The organism is Flavobacterium tibetense (genome assembly GCF_003293845.1).
Lineage (GTDB): Bacteria > Bacteroidota > Bacteroidia > Flavobacteriales > Flavobacteriaceae > Flavobacterium > Flavobacterium tibetense.
Genome location: NZ_QLST01000010.1, coordinates 18,423 through 41,674 on the forward strand (window position 1 = coordinate 18,423; position 23,252 = coordinate 41,674).

Below are 23,252 nucleotides of genomic sequence, written 5' to 3' on the forward strand. Positions count from 1 at the left end.
AATCATATAATTAAAAAACTTCTTAGTGACTTTGTGCCTTCGTGGCGAATAATTAAAAATCAAACTTATAATTAGCTCCTAACAACACTTGAATTCCTTGTACTGGGAAATTTGCCCAACGGTTGTATTGTTGGTTCGCTAAATTGTTTCCTTTTAAGAATGCTGTTAATCGTTTGTTGTATTTATAGCCCAAATGCGCATTCAAATCGAAAAAGCTATCCAAAGTTACCTCTTGAGTAGAGAACGTGCCAGGATTTACCAATAAATCATCTTGAACGGTAATTCTGTCTTTTCTTTCTCCTACAAAGAAAATAGAAGCGCCAGCATACCATTTTTCAGTAATGTCAATATCTAAGGTAGAAGCAATTTTCAATTGTGGTAAATTCCATGCTTCCGCTTGTGTATCGGAGGAGAAATTATTGTAAGTTCCGCTAATTCCAAAAGTAGTGCTTTTTGAAAAATCCGCTTTTAATTCTCCGAAAATGCTCATGGTTTTAACATTGTCATACACTACACCAAATGAGTTTCCGAAAGCATAACCTTCTGTATTGGCATACATTGTATTAAATTCATTACTCACAAAAAGTGCTTTGTTGTCTTCGTTGTTGTAAGAACCTCTAACATTAAACGCAACTACATTGGCTAATTTTCCTTTTAAACCAACATAAATATCGTATTTATTATCTGTTGGTGCAACAAACATAGTTGGAGAAACAAATGGATTTTGGTCTACAAAATCGGCGTATGAATTTTGATTCAAACCTCCTTCAGCTCCTGCGTAACCAATTAACAAATCACCAACAATTCTATACGAAGCTTTTACGTTTGGATACACAAACAACTTGCTATCACTTGTTCCGTTGAACTTTCCTGTTGTGTAGAAAATTCCTGCTCCAATTTGCACTGACAAATCGTCTTGTTGGTATAAAATACTTGGTTTTGTTCCAAAAATAACGTTGCTGTATTTCAACTCTTCATCGGCTTCGTATTGTCTTTCGAAAGAACCGCCTACATAATCAACTAAGAAATCAGCATTGATTTTTTGATCCATTACATCGATATCGAAAGCTGGTTTGATGTTGAATCTATTTTCACCCGATCCAAAACCATCTGAAAAACGTTTAAACAAAAGACTTCCTTCGCTGAAAAGTCCGTCTTTAGTACTCATTTTTGAACCAAGTGCAATGGTATTATAAGTTTGCTTGGCATCAATTGCATTTATAGTTGTTTCATCGAAGAAAATAGTGGATGTTGGCAAACCATACCAATTGAAAATTTGGTTTTTCACGCCTAAATCTACATTCCAATTCATATCACGTTCACGAACACCGTAGGTTACATCTAAACTTGTGTTGTAAAATTTGTCATCCAACACTACGCCATCAATACCTCCTTGCGACGACAAATGACGAATCATTCCACCAACATAGCTATTTTTATTGATGTTTTCGGTAATGAATAATTCTGCATTAGCTGTTCCATAATTACCAAAACCTAAAGTTGCGTAATTTTTGTATAGTTTTTCTCTTTCTTGTTTATCCACACCAGCTGCTTTTCCTTTATTAGGTGTAAAAGTTGACGCTACTGGAAATGAGAAAATGTTATACTGAATCACTTCTTTTTTCGCATTATCATCATCATCCAAAACGGGCGTTTCTTTTACTTTGAAAGCATCAGAAATGGTTGGCGTATAAGGTTTCACAATGTTTACAACTTCCGAACCAATGTTTTCGTCTTTCTTTTGTGAGAAAATAAACTGTGTTGCAAAAGCAAAAATTCCTATGATTATATATTTTATGTTTTTCATATTATTCTTTTTCTATTACTATATCTTCTTTAATTTTAAATAAGTATTTTTCTTTACCATAATAAGTGCTCATTACATAAAAATCATCTGATTTTTTATCTTTATAAGCAAAATAAACTTTGTTTGTTCTTTGTATGATTTTTTCATCCAATAAAACACCTTCATTGGTAAAAAAACTAAATGTAGAATTGTTTTTAAAAAAAATCAGCCCTTCATTTATTACTTGATAAGAATAAAATTCATCATCACGTATCAAAACCTCGAATTTATCCTTTTTGTTTTTTGGAGTAATTGAATACATTTTATTCTTCCATGAAATTTTAAAATTTTCGTCCTCAAATACATCGAAACCAATAGTTAGTAATTTTTTTACAAAATCATTAGAACCTTTCTCGTAAATAAATAAACTTGTAATAAAACTATTACTTGTAATTTTATAAGAATTTGTTTTTTTTAGAGTTTCATATGAATAGTCACTTACTTTATCTAGATACTTCTTTAGTTTATATTTATTTTTAATACCAAAATCGATTAAATACAAAATCTCCTCAATATCAACATTATCGTTTTCAATTTGCAAATAGATTAATCTATTCTTTCCATTACTAATAAAAGTCGTTTTCTTGTATTCTAATAAATAAGTAGGCACAAAAGACTTTGGAAACTGATTATGATTATATCTAATTAAAATAGTATCTTTTTCATTCAATGATTTAGCGAGCTCACTAGCTAATTTTGTAATTATTTTCACTTTTTCAGACTCAGCATAGTCAAAAGGTGATTTCATATACATGATGACAGTACCTTCACTTTCTAAAAACATTCTGTCTTTGTGAGCAGAAGCTTTAAAAGTTGTAAAAAGTATTATAAAGAATAATATCTTCTTCATTAATTAGTAATTGATGAATTTCGTTTTGCTTCTTCGGTTTTGATGAAATCCAATTCGGTTTGTGCTTCTTGTACTACTTCTGGGAATTCGGTGAAATTTTTAATTACACTTTCCAAAATGTAGGTTGCTTGGAAGCTGTCTTTCAATCCGTAGAAGTTTTTCGCCATAAGCACTAAACCTTTGGCTCCAAAAAACTTATATCCCGAATAATCTTTCGCTATTTTTTGAACCGCTGTATTTGAAGCTTCAAATTTCCCTTCTTTGTTTTTGAAATACGCATCGTAATACAAAGCTTCTGCTGCTAATTCGCCTTTGGCAATTTTTAATAATTCTGCATAGGCTAATTTGGCTTTGGCTTCGTTATTGGTTTTTATTGCCGAACGCGCAACGATAATTTGCGCATCACTTTTAATTCTGTCGTCTACTTTGGTATTGGCTAGTACGATTGTAGCATACATTTCTGCATTATTGAAATCTTCTTGTTCGTAATACGCTTTCATTAAATTGGATTGCGCATACGTTTTGTTTTGCGGGAAATCTGCTTCTGTTTCCAAACGCTTCAACATTGGAACTGCTTTGGTATAATCTTTCGCTTTTAAATGAATTTGGCTCAAACGCGCCAATGATTGTTCGGTGAACTCGCTTCTAGATTTTCCAACCACAAATTCGTAATGTTTCACCGCGTTGCTTTCTAAACCATCTGCAAAATACAATTGGGCTAAATAAAAATTCGATTTCAATGCATGTAAACCATTTGGAAACTTAGCCAAATAACTGCTAAATCCTGAAATAGCTTGTTTGGCATTATTCATCAAATATTGCTTTTCCGCTGATTCGTACATCGTATTATCTAATTCTGAATCTGAAACTTCAACGAAGGATAAGGTTTTTACCCAATCCGCATATTCTTCTACTCTACCCGTATCTACATAAATCAAACGAGCGGTTGCTACAGCTTCCAATGATTCTGGAGAATTTGGAAATTCAGCAGCTACTTTTTTGAATTTTCCTAAAGCAGGTTCACTTTTATTGTTGTTGTAATAAATTAATCCTTGTTTTAAAATGGTTTTGGCTACATACGAACTCGTTTTGTAAGTTGCAATTAATTTATCATAGGTTGCAACAGCTTTTTGCTCGTTGTTTTCATTTACATAAGTATTTCCCAATTCATACAAAGCATCATCCGCATATTGTGATTTTGGATAGGTAACTGCAAACTTTTCTAAATCTTCAATTTTTCTATCATTTCTTCCCACGAAACCGTAACTAATTCCTTTTTGGTAAGCCGCATAATCAGAATTTACACTTTTCAACTCAATTGTTTTGTTGTAAGCATCCATTGCTGGCCAGTATTTTGCCGAAATAAAATTACAATCACCCAAACGCAAATAAGCATCGGTTAATCGCACTTTATCGTCTTTTCCAACGGCAATATAATCTGAAAAATGTTTAATAGCATTTTCATATTCTTTTAATTTGAAATAGCTGTAACCTAAATTGTAATGCACATTTTTAAATTCTGGAGTAGTTGAAGCTTCGTTTAAATTCAAAAATTGTTTAAAACTTAACATGGCTTCGTTGTATTGGTCCAAATTGTATTCGGTTTCTGCTTTCCAAAAAGTAGCTCTCGCTGAAAACTTGGCATCTTTATTTTCTGCAATTGATTTCTTGAATAAAGCGTAAGCTTCTTGAAAGTTGCCATCAGTATACAATTCCAAACCTCTGTAGAATGTAACTTTTTGATACGCCAAACGGTTTTCTGGTGCTTTATTTTTTTCCAACAAGACCAATGCTTCTTTATAATTTTTTGAACTGATATACGAATCAATCAATAAATTATTAATTTCTTGCTTGAAAGGTGAATTCGGATATTTATCCAAATAACCATTCAACACCGAAGGAACCGACTGGTATGGATTTCCGATTTCGTAACTCAATTTAGCATAATTCAAATAAGCATCTTCTTGAATTTTTTTCTCAAAACTCATTTCAGAAGCGGTTTTGAATGCATTTAAAGCTTGTTGTTTTTTATCGGTTTTTAGATAACATTCTCCTAAATGATAGTAGGCGTTTTGAGCCACATGATCTTTTCCATCGATGATTTTATTGAATTGTGCAATGGCATTTTCAAAATCATTTTGCTTGTAATACGTGTAACCCAATTGGTAAAAATCGGTATTATTCCATTTTCCTTTTTTTCCTTTGTAAGCTTGTAAATAAGGCAACGCTTTTTCGTATTGGTTCAAATTGAAATAACTTTCTCCAATGATTTTAGACAATTCGCTTTTTTCTTCTGCGTTTGATTTTGGCAATTGTTCCAAACCTAAATCGATAGCTTTTTGGAAGTTCCCCAATTTAAAGTTCATATCGGCTTGAAAGTAGCCCATTTTTTCTTTGTACTTGTCTTTATCTTGTACTTGATCAAAATACTGGTTAGCACTGTTGTAATCATCCGTTTCATAAGACATATAACCAAGATAATATTTCGCTTGACTTCCGTATGTTGGCGAATTAACCACTTGATTAAAGAATTTTGTTGCTTCTTTATTGTTTTTTGCGGTGAAATAAGCATACCCTTTTTGGAAGTTGTATTTTTCCTTATCCGCAGCCGACATAGAATCGGTATTTGCTTTGTCAAACCATTGTAATGCTTGTGGATAGCTTCCTTGATCGAAATAATAATGAGCGACTTCAATATAAGCTTGGTTTTGTTTCGTACTTGTTGGATAATCCGCAACAAATTTTTCAATCATTGCATCAGCTCCTACTTGATTTAGTCGGATAGCACAATTGGCAATATAATAAGCACAATCGGCTTGCACTTCTTGATTGGTTGCTTGCGATTGCACTTTATCAAATAAAATTTGGGCAGATTGGTATTGTTTATCTTTGTACAAAGCAATAGCTCTGTCAAATTCTTTTAAATCGTGGGAATAAATAGCTGTTTGTTGAGCGCTAACATAAGAAATACTTGCTAACAACATACAAAGGGAATAACTTACTACTTTAATCATCGTTTACGAATGTTTATTTGGTCTCAAAGATACGTTTTACTTACTGTATTAACGAAAAGAAATACTAGTTTATTGCAACAATTTGTAAACAAAGTTTTCAACGAAAATTAAAAAAACGCTTGATTTTAGACTAAAATTTTGAAAGCGTTCATTAAGTTATTACTTTTACATCATAAATTCTTATAACAACTATGTCAACACCTATTCTATCCTTACAAAATGTTACCATTTATCAAGAGAAAAATCCAGTTTTAACAAATGTTAATTTGGAAGTTAATCGTGGTGAGTTTATTTATTTAATTGGTAAAACAGGTTCTGGAAAAAGTAGTTTTTTAAAGACGTTGTATGCTGATTTACCTTTAACTGATGGTGAAGGAAACATTGTAGAATTTGACTTAAAAGCGTTGAAAGAAAATGACATTCCTTATTTGAGAAGAAAATTAGGCGTTGTTTTTCAAGATTTTAAATTACTTCCAGACAGAAACGTAAAAGAAAACCTTTTGTTTGTCTTAAAAGCAACAGGTTGGACCATTAAAGAAGAAATGGATGTACAAATTGATGAAGTTTTGGATAAAGTTGGAATGAAAAACCACCAAACCAAAATGCCGCACCAACTTTCTGGTGGAGAACAACAACGTATTGCAATTGCAAGAGCCTTATTAAACGACCCAGAATTGATTTTAGCAGATGAACCAACTGGAAATCTAGACCCTCAAACTAGTGTGGAAGTGATGGAAGTTTTACGTAAAATCAATGATAATGGCAAAACAATTGTTATGGCAACACATGATTATGCCTTATTATTAAAATATCCTTCAAAAACTTTGAAATTTGAAGAAGGAAAAGTGTTTGAAGTAGTACAAAGAACGGTGTAAATGTTATCGATTTTAATAACGATATACAATTACAATCTTTTACCATTGGTAGAAGACATTCACCAACAATGTCTTGATTTAGGAATAACTTTTGAAATATTAACTCAAGATGATGCTTCCAATTCCATTCATAATTTAGAAAACGAGAAAATTAATTTATTATCGAATTGCAGCTATGTTTCATTGGAGAAAAATGTTGGCTATCGTGAAAACAAAAACATTTTAGTTAGTCAATCGAAATATGAAAATTTATTGATTTTAGATGGTGATTGTATTTTGCCTTTTCCCAATTTCATAAAAAATTATGTAGAGCAAATTTCTGATTATGAAGTAGTTTATGGTGGAAGAATTCACGCTGAAAAAGCACCTTCTAAACAACAATTACTTCGCTGGAAATATGGCAAATTCATGGAAGACCAAACAGTTGACCAAAGAAATGAAAATGTGTATCGAGCCACTTTGTTTAATAACACTTTGATAAAAAAAACGGTTTTTAATCGAATTAAATTTGATAGTTCTTTCAAAAAATATGGTCATGACGACACGCTTTTTTCATTTGAACTTCAAAAAATGAAGGCTAAAATCAAACATATTCACAATCCTGTTCAACATGATGATATTGATACCAATGCTGTTTATGTTGAAAAAACAAAAAACTCATTAGATAATTTATACCAACTCTATAAAAAACAACTAATTACAAAAGAATACAGCAAAATGGTTAACTTAGTTTCGAGATTACATTCTTTCAAAACAACCTATTTATTAGCTATTTTTTATACTATTTTTGGTAAACTTTTAGAAAATCAACTTAAAGAAAACAATCCCTCTTTATTTGTATTTAATGTGTTTCGATTGACTTACTTTAGTAAAATTTATATTGGATGAAAATACTGATTATCAATAATTTTAATAGTGAAAATTGCGTTGGCGGAGTCGAACACTATTTGTATGAATTGATTCAGTATGCTGAAAAAAGTAATTCTAATTTCATCTTCAAATGGTTTGGAAAGGATAAAATAAAAACCAATTGGGTAGAGAAATTTTATCATAAAAAAATTACTCAGGAAATTATTCGAGAAATTGAAAGTTTTCAACCTGATGTAATTCACTGTTTTAGCATTGGCGCTCCTGTAACTCCTCATTTCATGGAATTTGCAAAATCTAAAGGAATTTCGATTGTATTTTCCTTTCGCGATTATTATTACATCTGTCCAAAAAATTACATGCTGAATGATAAAAACGAAGTCCTTCAAAAACATGAAAACGCTATAGAATGCATTTTACATCATCAACCGAAACGAAATATTTTGTTTGATTCTTTGTTGCATTTAAAGCAATCGTATCACAAAAAAATCATTAAGAAATACATTTCTTATTTTTTAACGCCATCTGAAAATTTAACACAATTTGTTTCAGAACATTTTCGAAAAAAAGGAAAAACATTACCAAACCCAATTTTAATCGATCAAAATCAAAATTCTAATTCGGAAGGAAATTATATTTTGTTTGTTGGACGATTGGTTCCAGAAAAAGGAGTTTTAACTTTATTAAAAGCGTTTCAGCAGATTTCCAAGCAATTTCCAAACGAAAAATTGTGGATTGTTGGAGAAGGAAATCAATTAGAAGAACTTCAGAATTTCACTGTAAATAATGAGTTAAAAAACGTTTCATTTTTAGGAAATAAATCACGTGAAGAATTGCAAGAAATTTATGCTAATTCTAAATTTTCAGTAGTTCCTAGCGAATATTTAGAAGCCTATGGTAATGTCATTTTAGAGAGTCTCTCTTTTGGAAAAACGGTAATTACAAGTGATTTAGTTGGGATAAAGAATGAAATTGAGCAAAATAATATTGGACTAACTTATTCCTTCAAAAATCAGAAAGCATTAGAAGAAAAAATAATTGAACTTCTTTCCAATTCTAATTTAAAAACAGAACTAGAAAACAACATTCCAAGTTATCTAGCAACCAAAACATTTTCAAAACATTTTAAAGATTTGTCAAGTATTTATGAATACTTACTGAGTAGAAATCGCTAAAAAATCTTCAAAATCTCTAATATAATCTGCTTCTTCAAAAACATCGGAGGCCACAACCAAACAAACTGAGCCAGAAGAAAAGTTTTTCAATTCTCTCCAAATGCCATTGGTAATTAACAAACCTTCGTAGGGTTTATTTAAAGTAACTGTTTTTTCTTGTTTTCCGTCATTTAAAACAACATCAAAACTCCCTGAAAGTGCTACTAAAAACTGTTGTAACTTTTTATGTGCATGTCCACCACGTTCTGCTCCTGCTGGAACATCGTACAAATAGTAAACGCGTTTAATTTCAAACGGCACTACTTCCTTTTCGATAACAGATAAATTACCTCTAGGATCTTCTATTTTTGGGATATTTACAATCTTAATTTCCATAATTCAACACCTGTAACCATTGGTTAATTACAACTTCCGACTGAAATTTTGCAACACTTGAAATCGCATTAGTTTTACAATTTTGATACAAAACCTCGTCTTCCACAAAGATATTCATTTTGTGAGTTAATTCAGTAAAATTTTGATTTTCTACTAAAATTCCGTTGTGATGATTGATTATCATTTCGTTTGGACCACTTTCACAATCGAAGGAAATTACGGGAATTCCTAAACTTAAAGCTTCTAAAATTGTCATTGGAAAACCTTCGTATTGACTAGATAAAACTAAAAACTTCGCATTGGAAATATAACCCCAAACGTTTTCTTTGAAACCTAATAAATGAACTTTATCTTCTAAATTCAAATTGGCAATTCTATTTTCTAATAAAGTTTGTTCTTCACCAGTTCCTAAAACTACCAAATGAATATTTTTTTCAGGCAAAACAGAATTCGAATAACTTTCAATTAGTTGATCAAATTGTTTTAAAGGAACTAATCTTCCAACAGCGATTATGTAATCAAAAGGTAATTTTTCAGTAGTTGAAACCGAATGAATGGAAACCGAGTTCGGAATAACTTTAACCAATTTAGCATTAAATTCAGATTCGATTTTTTGCTTGATGAAATGAGAAACTGCAACTATTTTATATGATTTTCGAATCATTTGCTTGGCAACCCAATTATTATCCGTTAAATACGTTTCTAATCTACTGCTATGAACCGTGTAGATAAATTTCAAATTGCGATAAATAAAATTCAGAAACACCCACTCCATCCTAGGATTGATACGATGACGAAAATCGATTACGCAGTCAAATTTCTGGTTTTTTAGGTAATTTCGTAATTTAAAATACTTAACAAACTTCAAATATTGTCCAAAAGCTACTAATTTCCCTCCAAACTCATAATCGATCTTGTCCTCTAAAACCAAAGTATGCACTTCAATTCCAGCATCGTGAAGCATTTTTGTTGTGGTTCCAAAAACACGTTCTAAACCACCTTCAGCCAATTTATAACCAATTACGGCTACTTTTAGTGGTTTTTTTGGAGGGTTTGTCATTTCGATTCGATTAGTTTCTTAATTTAGCATAAAAATAGATTTAAAAACTCAATATGCAAAATTTTCCGCTAGTTAGTGTCATTTGTTTGTCTTACAATCACGAAGCCTACGTAGTGGAATCATTAAATTCTGTCATCAATCAAACGTATCCAAATATTGAATTGCTGATTGCTGATGATTATAGTACTGATCATTCGGTTGGAATAATTCAAAAATGGTTGGAAAATCATCTGAATGTCTTTTTTTTGGCTAACGAAAAGAATTTGGGCAACACCAAAACATTTAATCAACTAGCGAAAAAAGCTAAAGGCGAATTTATTATCGATTTAGCAGCTGATGATATATTACTACCCAATTGCATTGAAAACCAGATAAAAACATTTCAAAATTCAAACTACAAAAATCTTGGAATTGTTTATGGAAATTTAATCGAAATTGATGAAAACGGAAGTTTTTTTGGAAATTATTACACCGAAGTAGACCATCCAGAAAGCGGAGATATTTATAAAATGGTTGTGGGAAGAACGACCAAAATATGTTCGGTTTCATCCATGATTAAAAAATCGGTCCTAGAAAAATTAGGGTATTATGATGAAAATTTGGCTTACGAAGATTTGGATTTATGGATTCGAACTTCGAGAGACTATGAATTTGAATACATTCCAGAAATTTTAGCGAAGAAAAGAGTGCTTTCGCATTCTCTAAGTTCCCATTTTTTGATTAAAAACAATTCTAGATCAAAAAAATTAAATGTTTCAACGTTACAAATTTTAATTAAAGCGCTTCAATTGAATAGAACAAAAGATGAACATAAAGCTTTAATTAGAAGGATTCGATTTGAAATGTATAAATTCATCAAAGCCCGAAATTTCAATTTACTTTTTCAGCTTTTTTTATTGGAAATAAAAGTTCGTTTGAAGAGCATTTAAGAATTAAAAATTGCTTTTCGGAAATAGAAAACCAAGGCCAAAAAGTAAATGAAATAAGTGGTAGCATAACTAATGACAGCTCCTGTTGCTCCAAAAATTGGAATCAAAAACCAAGAAGCAATAAAAAAGACTAAAAAGGAAATACTTTCAGTAAGCAGATAACCCTTTAAATCTTTAACTACATAAAATCGGATTCCTAAAATTAGTGACATTCCTTTGAAAAAATCACCTAACAATTGCCAAGCAAACAATTCTCTAACTTGATAAAAATCAGAAGTTAACAATATTTGAATCACAAAATCTTTTGTAAAATATATTCCAATTAAAACTAACGCAAAAGTAGGAATAACACGTTTATAGAACTTTGTGGTAATGGCTATTTTTTCAGACTCTGAATTGGTTTTGATTAATTCAGGAAGAAAATAAAAACTGACCAAAGTTGAAATAAACATAAAATAAAAACCTGAAATTCGCTGCATAGCTTCAAACCAACCAGAAGCTTCAATAGAAACTTCTTTTGCAATTAAATTTCGAACAAAAATGTATAAAATTGGAGTTAAAACAGCTGTAAAAAGCGACATAATACCAAAAGGAATTAATCCTTTTAAAGTAGCAAAATCAATCTGAACTCGACTAAAAATAATTTTAAACGAAAATTCTTTGAAAAAATAAAAGCTTGAAAACAAAAACAACAAAAGTGAAGTTACAGAAACAGAAACCAAAGCACCAAAAATCCCATAATACCAAATAAAAGTAAATGAAATCAGTAAACTTACGACGTATCCATAAATCGAAATTAAAGTTACTTTTTTGTAATAACTAAAACCATTTAAAACTGTAATAAAAAAAAGATGTAAAACTTGAAAAGGAAGAAAAAAAGCAACAAAATTTAAAATAAAGTTATACTCCGATTGTGTATTGAAAATCATTTTTCCAAAGTACGAATTTCCAAAAAATAGCATAGTTGAAATTAGCAGCGAAAACAATAAAAGTGTCCAAAAAATGAGTCGAATAAAATGATTTAGTTGTGCTCTATCTTGATGATTTTTAGCCACATTTTGTAATACTCCATTTTGAATTCCAAGTGTTCCCACGGATTCTAATAACGAGGTAAAACTTCTTAAATTTCCCATTAAAGCCATACCAGAAGGGCCAACAAAATACGCAATGACTTTTGACGATAAAAAACCCGTAATTAATCGAACAAGAATGCTAAAGCTACTCATTGAAGTAACTTTAAATAATTGATTTTGAGTTATTTTTTTAAAAACATCCAATATAATCAATACTGATTTAAAACCGTTATTATTTGTTGAATTTCGGCTACATCTAACCCCGAATACAATGGAATACTCAAAACCTCATCATGTATTTTCTCCGTAATTGGAAATGATAATTGATTCCAACTCGCCATTGCTTTTTGTTTATGTGGTGGAATTGGGTAATGAATCATCGTTTCAATACCGTTTTCTTTGAGATAATTTTGTAATGCTGTTCGATTTGCTGTTCGAATTACAAACAAATGGAATACATGATTTTGAGAAAAATCCCAATTTGGCAATACAATTTTATCATTTTTAATTCCAGAAAGATAGCGTTTGGCAATGGTTCTTCTTGATTCATTTTCAGCATCCAAATGACCTAATTTGATATTCAAAAAAGCCGCTTGCAATTCATCTAATCTTGAATTTACTCCAATGATTTCGTTTTCATATTTTACTTTTGAACCATAATTTCGTAAAGAAAATAGCACCTCAGCGAGTTCATCATCATTAGTTGTGATTGCACCACCATCACCAAGTGCTCCTAGATTTTTCCCTGGATAAAAGCTAAAAGCAGCAGCATTTGATAAATTTCCTGCTCTTTCATTTTCTGAAAACTGACTTCCATGCGCTTGAGCAGCATCTTCAATAACCAACAAATTATGCTTTTGAGCAATTGCATTTATGGCTTTCATTTCACACAATTGTCCGTATAAATGAACAGGTAAAATGGCTTTGGCTTTTGATGTTATTTTAGCTTCAATTTCCTCTGGATTGATGTTGTACGTTTCCAATCTTGGTTCGACTAACACCGGAACTAAATCAGCTTGTAAGACTGCAAGAATACTAGCAATATACGTATTTGCTGGAACAATTACTTCATCGCCTTTTTGTAGTTTTCCTAATTGAATGTAAGCTTTGAAAATTAACACCAAAGCATCTAAACCATTCCCTACTCCAATGCAATGTTTCGTTCCACAATAAGTTGCAAAATCGGTTTCAAATTGCTTGACTTCATTTCCTAAAATATACCAACCACTATCTAGAAACTGCTTCATTTTTTCTTGAAAAGCGGCTTCAAAAGGTTGATTTAACTTTTTTAAATTTAGAAATGGAATCATATCAAAACGGTATCTAAAAAGGTGTGATTTTGAATTTGAACTTCATAAAAGTCTTGTGTAATCGCTCGTGCTCCAAAACTCTCTTTCCAATACAACAAACCTTCGTTAATGTTTTTCCCTTGATTTTCATTGGAAATTCCGAAATCGAAGTATTTTTTGTCTTTAAAAACGTTGGAAATTAAATAATCGTGTAAAAAATCTAAACTTCCCAATTCATTTTTATCGGAATTTCCAGAAATATACTGCGAATGCGCTACCAAATCGGTTTCAAAAATGGTAGTTCCAGCAACAATTTTATTGTTTTGGTAAACATTAAATTGTCGGATGCTTTTTGGAAATTTACTATGTAAAAATTGAATTTCTTCCAATGAATGAACGGGTTTAGCTTGGTGTTTTTCGGCTAAATTGGGAATTAAAATTTCGTTCCAAAAAGCTTCAAAATTAGATTCTTCTTTTACCACTAAATTATTTTTAATACCTCGTTTGATCCCATTTTTTCTATCGCGAGAAAAAGTGTATTGGGTTTTCAAATCTAAAACCGATAAAACATCTCTTCTAACCAAACTTCCTTGCAGCAAAAACAGCAAATATTGCAACTCATCGGCTGGTTTGTGGCAATAAATTGAAGGTATTTCTTTGAATTGAAGCTTTTCTTTTTCTTGAGATTTTAAGAATATTAAAATCGTTTTAGTAATCGCAATGAAATCCGCTAATTTGGTAGTTTCATTAGTTACAATTCCGCCGTAAGTCAAACCTTGATGCGAAAAAACGGTAGTGCCAACAACATTTGCTGGCAAAATAGCTTGTAATTTTTGGCTTTCATCAAAAATCAATAACGAAAAATCTTCAAATCGGTCTTGATGATATTCCATGAAATCACGATGAAACAAAAAAGTAGCATTTTTAGCTTGTGCTACAAATTCATTCCATAATTGATAATGGTTTTTAGTATATTTTTCAATCGTAAAAGGCATCTTGAGTCAATTATTTTGGAAAATTACTAAAATTTTAATTCTTCTACATGTGATTTCATACTTTTTATTAAAATTATTATTATATTGGACGTGATTTTCAGTTAATTAGTATGATAAAAAAATTTACTCCTCTTTTCTTAATATCTGCATTCTTTTTTTCATTTACTGTGATGAGTCAGAATGTTACACTTCTTGAACAAATTAATGGTCGTTATGATTTCACTTTTGTTGGAAATACTTTAAATACAGGTGAAAATAATGTTCAAGCTACTTTATCTTATCTAACTTCATCAACAGCAAATCTAAATCTTGATTCAGAGGATGTTGTTCAACGCGCCTATTTATATTGGGCGGGTTCAGGAACTGGAGATTTTGAAATAAAATTAAATGATAATGAAATTTCAGCGGAAAGAACATTTTCTCATTCAAGATTTATTGGTGGTACACTTTTTAATTTTTTTAGTGCCTTTGCAGATGTTACTAATTTAGTACAAGTTACAGGAAATGGTGACTATACTTTTTCTGATTTAGATATTGCAACTGATTTGGCTCAACATTTTACATATCGAACCAATTTTTCTGGTTGGGCTATATTGATAGTTTATGAAAATCCCAATTTGCCTTTGAATCAATTAAATATTTATGATGGCTTACAAGGTGTTCCAGATGCATTACAAATTGAACTTACTGATTTATATGTTCTTAATAACACCAATGCAAAAGCTGGATTTATTGCTTGGGAAGGCGATTCACAATTACCAACAGAAACTTTTACTGTAAACGGAACAATAATTAGTAATCCATTTAATCCACCAAATAACGTTTTTAATAGTACGAATTCTGTAACTGGTTCTAACCAATTATATAATATGGATTTAGATATTTATGAAATTGATGATTATATTTCAATTGGAGATACAAATGCTTCAATTGCTCTAACTTCCTTTCAAGATTTCATAATGATAAACACGGTTATAACGAAGCTAAACAGTCAATTACCTGATGCCACAATAGTATTGACACCTCCATCAACTGAATGTGATTCTAGAGAAATTCTTATAGATTTTACCGTCTCTAATCTCAATAGTACTGAATTTTTACCAGCGGCAACTCCAATAACCTTTTATATCGAATCACAACCCATTGGCACAACATTTACTCAAGGGATTATACCAATTGGGGGAAATGAAAATGGAAGTATTATTTTAAACATCCCCGAAAGTTTTGGTTTAAACTTTTCTTTAATTGCTAATGTTGATGATGATGGATCAGGTGTCGGTATAGTAATAGAATTAAACGAAAACAACAATACTTTTGAAATTGAAATCGATTTCAATGTTTCTCCAGATTTCAACACGTTACCTAATATTAGAAATTGCAACTTAGGACTAACCCGAGGCATTTTTGATTTTTCATCTTATGAAGAATTAGTAAAAACAAATTCGTTACATGAAGTAAGTTTTCATGAAAATTGGGATGATGCGAACCAAAACATAAACCCTATTTTTAATCCTTCCAATTATGAAGCCATTACAACTCCAAAAGAGATTTATGTGCGAATAGACAATGGCGGTTGTTATGCCATAACTCAATTTTTATTGGAAACTTACAATTGTCCACCAACGGTTTACAACGCTGTTTCTGCCAATAATGACGGAATGAATGACGGATTTTTCATCGATGGCTTGCGCGATGTTTTTACCAATTTTGAGCTGTTAATTTTCAACCGTTGGGGCAAACATCTTTGGACAGGAAACAACAACAAACCCGATTGGGATGGTTATGTTTCGGAAGGTGTTGGTTCAAAACAAGCTCCGGAAGGAACTTACTACTACATTTTGTACTTAAACGACCCTGATTATACCGAGCCATTAACAGGTTATTTGTATTTGACCCGATAAAAATCACATGTTTTGGGTGTAAAAATTGTAGTCTTTCAATAAAGTTCGAATGAAATCCTGATCGTTCCCCGATTGATTTTTAATTCCTGTAACTTGAATAATTTTATCACGCAACTTAATTAAAGTGGCATAATCTCTGGAAACAACAGCAGTTTCAAAAGTTTCTTTTATAATTCGAACATCATTATCTGAAAGTTTAATTACCAATGGATACGTTGGCACATAATCCGCATTAACTTCCTGAAGAATAGTGTGATTGATATTAATATTATTTTTCAATGTAATTACAGCAGTACCAGCAGCCATATCGCCTAAACGCTGACTTTTTTTACTTGAAATAATTGCAATTAAACCAATGATACCGCTTCCAATTGAGATTTCAATGATTCTGAACAACCATCGAATCAAATAATCACCAAAACTCGCTTGATAACCATCTAGCTTAATTACTTTCATTTTCATCAATTTTTTTCCAATGGTTTGTCCTTCCCATAAACTTTCTTGAGCCAAAGTATAAAACATAAATGGCAAACCAATCAATGAAAAAATTCCCATTACAGACCATTGATCCATTCCATTGAAATAACGTTCTAAATCAAAAAGATTAATTATTACGATTACAACTATGATGTAAGCGATTTTAACCAGTAAATCAATTAGTTGCGCTAAAATTCGATCTCCAACAGAAGCCGCTGTAAAATTTATATTTACATTTTGCGTAGTATTTATGGATAATTGTGTCATATTTTATATTTTAGCACTTCATGAGAGAAGTAGCATTTATTAAGCAAAATAAAGAAAAATGGCTTGAATTTGAACAAGCTATTTTTGGTAAAACTAAAAAAAATCCTGATGATTTAGCTAATTTGTACATACATTTAGTTAATGATTTGTCTTATGCACAAACGTATTACCCTAAAAGTAAGACAGTTGTTTATTTAAATTATCTGGCATCGCAAACCTACCAAAAAATTTATAAAACCAAAAGAACCGACACCAATCGATTGGTTTATTTTTTCAAAACAGAAGTTCCTTTGATTGTTTATGAATACCGAAGATACATTTTATACGCATTTCTTATTTTTGGGATACTCACATCTATTGGAGTTGTTTCTGCTCAAAATGATGAAACTTTTGTTCGTTTAATTTTAGGCGACCAATACGTAAATATGACTTTGCAAAACATTGAAGACGGCAATCCCGTTGCGGTTTATAAAAGTGGAAGTAATTGGGGAAGTTTCATTGGAATTACATTAAACAACTTGAGAGTAGGTGCAACCGCTTATTTTTGGGGGATTTTTCTTGGACTCGGAACGCTTTATATTTTGTTGCAAAACTGCATCATGTTAGGTTCCTTCCAATACTTTTTTTACCAACAAGGTGTTTTTTGGGAAAGTGTTCGTGGTATTTGGATTCATGGTTCAATGGAAATTTTTGCAATAGTTATTGAAGCTGCAGCCGGTTTTATTTTAGGAGCAAGTATTCTATTTCCAAAAACATACTCACGCCTTCATTCGTTTAAAATAGGTTTTAAAAATAGTTTTAAAATCTTTTTAAGCACCATGCCATTTACATTTGCCGCAGGGTTTTTAGAAGGTTACATTACTAGATATTCTATAGAAATGCCTAATTATTTGAGTGTTGGTATAATTCTAACTACATTATTCTTAATTGGTTATTACTATTTGGTTTATCCATTTGTCGTTAATAAAAAAATAAAAAAGTATGTTTCAACTTTATAAAAAACGCGATTTTAGTCAGCTTATAGGTGATACATTTTCATTCTTTAAATTAGAAGGAAAAAACTATTTCAAAAGCTATTTTATTATAAATGGCGGTATTTTGTTGTTACTAGTTGTCATCTTGTACTTTTTCATGAAAGCGTTCATTGATGGAACATTCGCAGCAACACAAACTGGAAATTCTAATTATATAAATGATATGATGTATTCCAATATGACAAACTTTGTATTGTTTGGAATATTTTTCGTTATACTAATTTCATTAGCCAGTTTAATCAATTACTCCTACCCTATTTTGTATTTCAAATTAATAGAAGACAAAAAAGAAAGAACTACAGAAGCTATTTTTAGTTTACTAAAACAGAAATTCGGGAAAGCCATCATCTTCTATTTACTTTCATTGGTAGTAATATTTCCGCTTTTGCTTATTGTTTTTGGAATAACTTTCTTTTTGGTATTTATACTCATTGGTATTCCTATTATTATCATTTTAGTTCCTGCTGTTACGAGTTGGGTCACACTAACTTATTACCAATACATTACCTCTGAAGATGATTATTTCAAAGCTATTGGAAAAGCATTCGAAATGGTAAAAGCTAAATTTTGGTCTATTATTGGAAGTACCTTAATAATTTTTGTAATCATGCAAGTAATCATGGGAGTTTTAACAATGATTCCTTATTTTATTGGAATTTTTTCGTTGATGACAAACCCTCAAAATATTGAAGCTGATCCAAATGGTTACGTTTCAACTATAACGATTTTGATGACAACTATTTTTATTCTTTCGATTATTCTTAATTATGTCATGCAAAATTTATTATTAGTAAATCAAGGCATTATTTTTTATAGTATTAAAGAAACCGAAGGCAATGTTAGCATTCTAAACGATATCGATTCAATAGGAACTCATGAAGAATAAATTATACCTACTATTTTCATTCGTAAGCGTTTCTATTTGGAGTCAAACTTCTGTGGATTCTATTCCTTTTGAATCTAGAAAATTACAAGAAAACTTTCGAGACAATTACCAAAGTGATGAGTTCCAATATGAAGCCGTTATTCAAATCAAAGAATTAAACGCTTGGGATCGTTTTTGGGCAGCTGTACAACGATTTTTCGAATCTTTATTCAATTTTGGAGGTTCTGGAGAGACTATGAGCGCTTTGGAAATTTTGATGAAAATAATTGCTGTCATTATTGTTGTTATAGTCGTTTATCTAATCGTTAAAGTAATCATCAATAAAGAAGGTGGCTGGATTTTTAGTAAATCGGCGAAAAAAATTATCCCTGTTGAAAATGTAGAAGAAAATATTCATACACTGAACTTCCAAACCATAATAGCTCAAGCCAAAAACAACAAAAATAACCGATTAGTAATTCGTTATTACTATTTGTGGTTGCTAAAATCACTTTCCGATAAAAACACCATCGAATGGGATATTGAAAAAACAAATAGCGATTACATCAGAGAAATCAAAGACAACAAACTCAAACAAGATTTTCAGTTTTTATCGTACATTTTTGAATACAGTTGGTACGGCGAATTTGAATTAAATGAAACCGATTTTTCTAAAGCCGAAACCGCATTTTTAAAACTAATTTCTCATTCGTAACATGCCTAAAAGTTTAAAAATATATCTTTTCATTCTTGTGCTAATTTTCATAGCTATTCTCGCTATTGATGCCAATAAAGCCAAGCCAATTGATTGGAGACCAACGTACGCAACTAAAGATAAAATTCCATTTGGATTATATGTTTTTGATCAAGAAAGCGAAAACTTATTCAAAGACCAAAAAATAACAAAATTTGGAAAAACACCTTTTGAATTTTTCGACGAACAATACAACTATGCCGATTCGAGCTACGAAATTTCAGGAACAATGCTTTATATTGATGATGCATTTACTATTGACCCATCTTCTATTGACGAACTTTTCTACTTTGCTGGTCACGGCAATCACATTTTTTTGAGTAGCGTTGATTTTCCAACAGAACTAGCCGATTCTTTAAAATTCACAATTGAATACAATACTAAATTCAGAGATTCCATCCAATTGGATATTTCAAAAACAAAAAACAAACATAAAGCCTATTACAACAAAGGCATTTCAACTGCCTATTTTGACGAAATAGATTCAACCAAAACAGTGGTTTTAGGAACACAAAAATCAAGTTCTGGAGCCGAACATGCCAACTATATTAGAATAGCTCATAAAAAAGGATTTTTCTATTTGCATTTACAACCGGCTGCATTTACCAATTATTATTTATTAAAAGAGCATGCTTCTTATGTTGAAGATGCTTTAGGTTTCCTTCCAAATAAAAAAGAAATATTTTGGAAAGTCAAACGCTACGAAATGGGTATCGAATCAGGTTCACCAATGCGTTATATTTTAAGTCAACCCGCTTTAAAATGGGCTTGGTATTTGGCATTAATTGCTTTAGTTGTTTTTATGTTCTTCAATGCCAAACGAAGACAACGCATCATTCCAATTGAAGAATCATTAAAAAATACCACTATTGATTTCACAAAAACCATTGGAAATTTATACTTTCAAGAGAAAAATCATTTACTCATTGCCGAAAAGAAAATTCAATTTCTATTAGAAAAAATTAGAAACGAATATTACATTGACACGTTTTATTTAGACGAAACTTTTATCAATCGTTTGCACCAAAAAACCAATCGTAATAAAGAGGATTTAACCCAATTGGTAACCCAAATCAAATTTTTAAGAAACCAAAACAACATCACAGAAAAACAACTTATCGACTTTAACGCTTTAATTGAAAAGCTCAACTTATAATTAGAAAACTATGGAAAATACATTCGAAAACACCAACGAAAACAACGAGATTATTCCAAATACTATTGGTAATGAAACCGTTGCAACCAATGAAACAAACGAAAACCAAAATGAAACTGAAAATGTAAGTTTTGAAACACGCTTGAACTTACAACCGTTACAAACGCAAATTCAGCAAATCAAACAAGAAATTGCCAAAGTAATCGTGGGTCAAGAAAAAATGATTGATCAATTACTGGTTGCTATTTTATCGAATGGTCACGTGCTATTGGAAGGCGTTCCTGGTGTAGCAAAAACTATTAGTGCTAAATTATTGGCAAAAACGTTGTCGTTAGATTTCAGCAGAATTCAATTTACGCCAGATTTGATGCCATCGGATATCATTGGAACTTCTGTATTCGATTTGTCAAAGTCGACATTTGAGTTCAAAAAAGGGCCAATTTTCTCCAATTTTGTACTTATCGATGAAATCAACCGTGCGCCAGCAAAAACGCAAGCCGCTTTATTCGAAGTAATGGAAGAACGCCAAATTACCGCCGATGGAACTACTTATATTTTAGACAAACCATTTTTGGTAATTGCTACGCAAAACCCAATCGAACAAGAAGGAACGTATCGTTTGCCAGAAGCGCAATTGGATCGTTTTTTATTCAAAATCACCATTGATTATCCAAATTTGAGTGAAGAAATCACCATTATCCAAAAAGAAAACGAATTACAAAGTCAGGATAAATTAGGTGCAATTGCAACCATTATTTCAAAAAGTGATATTGGTGCGTTCCAAAGTTTGGTAAAACAAGTACTAATCGAACAAAATTTGATTGAATACATTGCGAAAATTGTCATGAATACTCGTGAAAATGCCTTTTTGTATCTAGGTGCTTCGCCAAGAGCTTCTATTGCTATTTTAAACGCTGCCAAAGGTTTTGCCGCACTAAAAGGAAGAGATTTTGTTACGCCAGATGATATTAAAGAAGCTGCAATTCCAGTAATGCAACACCGAGTAGTAGTAACACCAGAGCGCGAAATGGAAGGAATTACAAGCGCAGCCATCATCAAACAAATTATCGATTCAGTAGAAATTCCGAGATAAGAACAACCAATTTCAGCCGAAAATGAAACAAATCTTCAAGCAATTGTACCTCAACAACTTCTTTTTCTATATTTTCATGGGAATCATATTGCTATTTATCATAGCGTATTTTTTTCCAGTGTTGTACAATGCCACTTGGTATTTGTTTTATATTTTTCTGAGTTTCACAGTAATTGATGTCGCACTGCTTTTCATTGGAAATAAAAAAGTAATTGGTATTAGAAACACTCCCGAAAAACTTTCGAACGGCGATGAAAACGGAATCACAATCACACTAAACAATCAATTCACATTTCCGGTGCAATTAACCATTATTGACGAAATTCCATTTCAATTTCAACAGCGCAATTTTGAAGTCAAACGAAAACTAAAAGCGCAAGGAAAAGACAATTTCAATTACTATTTACGACCTACAAAACGTGGCGAATATTTCTTTGGTAATTTGAACGTTTATGTGAAATCGCCTTTGCAATTAGTCAGCCGAAGATTTACTTATGACAATGGCAAAATGGTGCCAACGTATCCATCATTTATCCAATTGAGAAAGTACGATTTAATGGCTTTTTCCAATAATTTATTCCAATACGGTTTGAAAAAAATCAGACGAATTGGTCACACCATGGAATTTGAACAAATCAAAGAATACGTACAAGGCGACGATTTACGAACCATCAACTGGAAAGCTACTGCTAAGAAAAACCAATTAATGGTCAACCAATTCCAAGACGAAAAATCGCAAAACGTGTACATGATTATCGACAAAGGCAGAGTGATGAAAATGCCTTTCAACGGTTTGAGTTTATTGGATTATGCTATTAATGCCACTTTGGTATTATCCAATGTAATTCTAAAAAAACAAGATAAAGCGGGAATGTTTACCTTTTCCAAAAAAGTAGAAAACCGAGTAGTTGCCGAAAAACGCCAAAGTCAGATGCAACAAATCATGGAAAACCTCTACAACATCAAAACCGATTTCTTTGAAAGTGATTTCAGTCGCTTGTATGTAGATGTGAAGAAAAATATCAACCAACGCAGTTTAATCATGTTGTATACCAATTTTGAAACAGTCGATGGTTTGTATCGCCAACTTCCCTATTTAAAAGGAATTGCAAAAAATCATTTATTGGTAGTAGTATTTTTCAACAACACTGAACTGAACGAGTTGATTCATAAAAAAGCATCAAACATTCAAGAAATCTACGATAAAGTTATCGCCGAAAAATTTGCCTTCGAAAAACGTTTAATTGTAAACGAACTAAGAAAATATGGAATTTATTCCGTTTTAACACAACCCGAAGAACTTACGTTAGATACCATAAATAAATATCTAGAAATTAAAGCTAGAGGGATTTTGTAA

At 31.3% G+C, this 23,252-nt stretch carries 20 protein-coding genes; 11 read left to right on the plus strand and 9 right to left on the minus strand.

Going from position 1 to position 23,252, the window contains the following annotated elements:
* Positions 1 to 52 precede the first annotated feature (52 nt).
* Genes DPN68_RS08795 through DPN68_RS08805 form a run of 3 tightly spaced genes read right to left on the minus strand, consistent with a single transcriptional unit; the run spans position 53 to position 5,710 of the window.
* Complete coding sequence (locus DPN68_RS08795; protein WP_113989286.1) at positions 53 to 1,807, minus strand: porin family protein; 1,755 nt, start codon at positions 1,805 to 1,807, stop codon at positions 53 to 55.
* 1 nt (position 1,808) lies between these two features.
* On the minus strand, positions 1,809 to 2,696 hold the full coding sequence (locus tag DPN68_RS08800) for a hypothetical protein (protein WP_133256586.1): 888 nt from the start codon (positions 2,694 to 2,696) through the stop codon (positions 1,809 to 1,811).
* Positions 2,696 to 5,710 (minus strand): tetratricopeptide repeat protein, encoded by a 3,015-nt coding sequence (locus DPN68_RS08805; protein WP_113989288.1) that lies wholly within the window; start codon positions 5,708 to 5,710, stop codon positions 2,696 to 2,698. Before DPN68_RS08805 ends, DPN68_RS08800 begins: the two co-directional genes overlap by 1 nt.
* Before the next feature lie 191 nt (positions 5,711 to 5,901).
* Here DPN68_RS08805 and DPN68_RS08810 point away from each other — a divergent pair, with 191 nt between their 5' ends.
* From DPN68_RS08810 to DPN68_RS08820, 3 genes are read left to right on the plus strand one after another with little or no spacing between them, the layout of a single operon-like run.
* Positions 5,902 to 6,585 (plus strand): cell division ATP-binding protein FtsE, encoded by a 684-nt coding sequence (locus DPN68_RS08810; RefSeq protein WP_113989289.1) that lies wholly within the window; start codon positions 5,902 to 5,904, stop codon positions 6,583 to 6,585.
* Positions 6,586 to 7,473: a glycosyltransferase family 2 protein gene (locus DPN68_RS08815; protein ID WP_113989290.1), complete on the plus strand. Its 888-nt coding sequence runs from the start codon at positions 6,586 to 6,588 to the stop codon at positions 7,471 to 7,473.
* Positions 7,470 to 8,627, plus strand: coding sequence for a glycosyltransferase family 4 protein (locus DPN68_RS08820; protein WP_113989291.1), 1,158 nt, complete (start codon positions 7,470 to 7,472; stop codon positions 8,625 to 8,627). The genes DPN68_RS08815 and DPN68_RS08820 overlap by 4 nt, the downstream gene beginning before the upstream one ends.
* Here the strand turns inward: DPN68_RS08820 and DPN68_RS08825 are convergent.
* Both DPN68_RS08825 and DPN68_RS08830 read right to left on the minus strand, forming a co-directional pair.
* Positions 8,607 to 9,002, minus strand: coding sequence for a sugar 3,4-ketoisomerase (locus DPN68_RS08825; protein ID WP_113989292.1), 396 nt, complete (start codon positions 9,000 to 9,002; stop codon positions 8,607 to 8,609). The two genes, DPN68_RS08820 and DPN68_RS08825, sit on opposite strands and share 21 nt — an antisense overlap.
* Positions 8,992 to 10,062: a glycosyltransferase gene (locus tag DPN68_RS08830; RefSeq protein WP_113989293.1), complete on the minus strand. Its 1,071-nt coding sequence runs from the start codon at positions 10,060 to 10,062 to the stop codon at positions 8,992 to 8,994. The genes DPN68_RS08825 and DPN68_RS08830 overlap by 11 nt, the downstream gene beginning before the upstream one ends.
* 53 nt (positions 10,063 to 10,115) lie before the next feature.
* Here DPN68_RS08830 and DPN68_RS08835 point away from each other — a divergent pair, with 53 nt between their 5' ends.
* Entirely contained in the window at positions 10,116 to 10,991 is an 876-nt protein-coding gene (locus DPN68_RS08835; protein ID WP_113989294.1) for a glycosyltransferase, read from the plus strand.
* On the opposite strand, the gene DPN68_RS08840 is transcribed toward DPN68_RS08835, so the two are convergent.
* From DPN68_RS08840 to DPN68_RS08850, 3 genes are read right to left on the minus strand one after another with little or no spacing between them, the layout of a single operon-like run.
* On the minus strand, positions 10,988 to 12,217 hold the full coding sequence (locus DPN68_RS08840) for an O-antigen translocase (protein WP_133256587.1): 1,230 nt from the start codon (positions 12,215 to 12,217) through the stop codon (positions 10,988 to 10,990). The two genes, DPN68_RS08835 and DPN68_RS08840, sit on opposite strands and share 4 nt — an antisense overlap.
* A 56-nt stretch (positions 12,218 to 12,273) precedes the next feature.
* Positions 12,274 to 13,374: a DegT/DnrJ/EryC1/StrS family aminotransferase gene (locus tag DPN68_RS08845; RefSeq protein WP_113989296.1), complete on the minus strand. Its 1,101-nt coding sequence runs from the start codon at positions 13,372 to 13,374 to the stop codon at positions 12,274 to 12,276.
* Positions 13,371 to 14,348, minus strand: a complete 978-nt coding sequence (locus DPN68_RS08850; RefSeq protein ID WP_113989297.1) for a GNAT family N-acetyltransferase — start codon at positions 14,346 to 14,348, stop codon at positions 13,371 to 13,373. Before DPN68_RS08850 ends, DPN68_RS08845 begins: the two co-directional genes overlap by 4 nt.
* 110 nt (positions 14,349 to 14,458) lie before the next feature.
* On the opposite strand from DPN68_RS08850, the gene DPN68_RS08855 reads away from it, so the two are divergent.
* Positions 14,459 to 16,249 (plus strand): gliding motility-associated C-terminal domain-containing protein, encoded by a 1,791-nt coding sequence (locus DPN68_RS08855; RefSeq protein WP_239987066.1) that lies wholly within the window; start codon positions 14,459 to 14,461, stop codon positions 16,247 to 16,249.
* Between the two features lie 3 nt (positions 16,250 to 16,252).
* Here the strand turns inward: DPN68_RS08855 and DPN68_RS08860 are convergent, their stop codons facing one another.
* Complete coding sequence (locus tag DPN68_RS08860; protein ID WP_113989299.1) at positions 16,253 to 16,993, minus strand: RDD family protein; 741 nt, start codon at positions 16,991 to 16,993, stop codon at positions 16,253 to 16,255.
* Positions 16,994 to 17,013: 20 nt separating this feature from the next.
* Between DPN68_RS08860 and DPN68_RS08865 the strand changes: the two genes are divergently transcribed.
* Genes DPN68_RS08865 through DPN68_RS08890 form a run of 6 tightly spaced genes read left to right on the plus strand, consistent with a single transcriptional unit; the run spans position 17,014 to position 23,252 of the window.
* Entirely contained in the window at positions 17,014 to 17,991 is a 978-nt protein-coding gene (locus tag DPN68_RS08865) for a stage II sporulation protein M (RefSeq protein ID WP_113989300.1), read from the plus strand.
* Positions 17,975 to 18,913: a hypothetical protein gene (locus DPN68_RS08870; protein WP_113989301.1), complete on the plus strand. Its 939-nt coding sequence runs from the start codon at positions 17,975 to 17,977 to the stop codon at positions 18,911 to 18,913. Before DPN68_RS08865 ends, DPN68_RS08870 begins: the two co-directional genes overlap by 17 nt.
* Positions 18,903 to 19,607 (plus strand): DUF4129 domain-containing protein, encoded by a 705-nt coding sequence (locus DPN68_RS08875; protein ID WP_113989302.1) that lies wholly within the window; start codon positions 18,903 to 18,905, stop codon positions 19,605 to 19,607. Before DPN68_RS08870 ends, DPN68_RS08875 begins: the two co-directional genes overlap by 11 nt.
* A 1-nt stretch (position 19,608) precedes the next feature.
* The gene (locus DPN68_RS08880; RefSeq protein ID WP_113989303.1) at positions 19,609 to 20,802 is read left to right on the plus strand and encodes a DUF4350 domain-containing protein; all 1,194 of its coding nucleotides are present in this window, start codon (positions 19,609 to 19,611) and stop codon (positions 20,800 to 20,802) included.
* A 10-nt stretch (positions 20,803 to 20,812) separates the two neighbouring features.
* Complete coding sequence (locus DPN68_RS08885) at positions 20,813 to 21,895, plus strand: AAA family ATPase (protein WP_113989304.1); 1,083 nt, start codon at positions 20,813 to 20,815, stop codon at positions 21,893 to 21,895.
* Between the two features lie 22 nt (positions 21,896 to 21,917).
* Positions 21,918 to 23,252, plus strand: coding sequence for a DUF58 domain-containing protein (locus tag DPN68_RS08890; protein ID WP_113989305.1), 1,335 nt, complete (start codon positions 21,918 to 21,920; stop codon positions 23,250 to 23,252).

Bases quoted from the DNA above. Each gene is read 5' to 3' on its own strand.
- DPN68_RS08795 (WP_113989286.1), bottom strand. From the start codon at position 1,807: ATGAAAAACATAAAATATATAATCATAGGAATTTTTGCTTTTGCAACA.
- DPN68_RS08800 (WP_133256586.1), bottom strand. From the start codon at position 2,696: ATGAAGAAGATATTATTCTTTATAATACTTTTTACAACTTTTAAAGCT.
- DPN68_RS08805 (WP_113989288.1), bottom strand. From the start codon at position 5,710: ATGATTAAAGTAGTAAGTTATTCCCTTTGTATGTTGTTAGCAAGTATT.
- DPN68_RS08810 (WP_113989289.1), top strand. From the start codon at position 5,902: ATGTCAACACCTATTCTATCCTTACAAAATGTTACCATTTATCAAGAG.
- DPN68_RS08815 (WP_113989290.1), top strand. From the start codon at position 6,586: ATGTTATCGATTTTAATAACGATATACAATTACAATCTTTTACCATTG.
- DPN68_RS08820 (WP_113989291.1), top strand. From the start codon at position 7,470: ATGAAAATACTGATTATCAATAATTTTAATAGTGAAAATTGCGTTGGC.
- DPN68_RS08825 (WP_113989292.1), bottom strand. From the start codon at position 9,002: ATGGAAATTAAGATTGTAAATATCCCAAAAATAGAAGATCCTAGAGGT.
- DPN68_RS08830 (WP_113989293.1), bottom strand. From the start codon at position 10,062: ATGACAAACCCTCCAAAAAAACCACTAAAAGTAGCCGTAATTGGTTAT.
- DPN68_RS08835 (WP_113989294.1), top strand. From the start codon at position 10,116: ATGCAAAATTTTCCGCTAGTTAGTGTCATTTGTTTGTCTTACAATCAC.
- DPN68_RS08840 (WP_133256587.1), bottom strand. From the start codon at position 12,217: ATGAGTAGCTTTAGCATTCTTGTTCGATTAATTACGGGTTTTTTATCG.
- DPN68_RS08845 (WP_113989296.1), bottom strand. From the start codon at position 13,374: ATGATTCCATTTCTAAATTTAAAAAAGTTAAATCAACCTTTTGAAGCC.
- DPN68_RS08850 (WP_113989297.1), bottom strand. From the start codon at position 14,348: ATGCCTTTTACGATTGAAAAATATACTAAAAACCATTATCAATTATGG.
- DPN68_RS08855 (WP_239987066.1), top strand. From the start codon at position 14,459: ATGATAAAAAAATTTACTCCTCTTTTCTTAATATCTGCATTCTTTTTT.
- DPN68_RS08860 (WP_113989299.1), bottom strand. From the start codon at position 16,993: ATGACACAATTATCCATAAATACTACGCAAAATGTAAATATAAATTTT.
- DPN68_RS08865 (WP_113989300.1), top strand. From the start codon at position 17,014: ATGAGAGAAGTAGCATTTATTAAGCAAAATAAAGAAAAATGGCTTGAA.
- DPN68_RS08870 (WP_113989301.1), top strand. From the start codon at position 17,975: ATGTTTCAACTTTATAAAAAACGCGATTTTAGTCAGCTTATAGGTGAT.
- DPN68_RS08875 (WP_113989302.1), top strand. From the start codon at position 18,903: ATGAAGAATAAATTATACCTACTATTTTCATTCGTAAGCGTTTCTATT.
- DPN68_RS08880 (WP_113989303.1), top strand. From the start codon at position 19,609: ATGCCTAAAAGTTTAAAAATATATCTTTTCATTCTTGTGCTAATTTTC.
- DPN68_RS08885 (WP_113989304.1), top strand. From the start codon at position 20,813: ATGGAAAATACATTCGAAAACACCAACGAAAACAACGAGATTATTCCA.
- DPN68_RS08890 (WP_113989305.1), top strand. From the start codon at position 21,918: ATGAAACAAATCTTCAAGCAATTGTACCTCAACAACTTCTTTTTCTAT.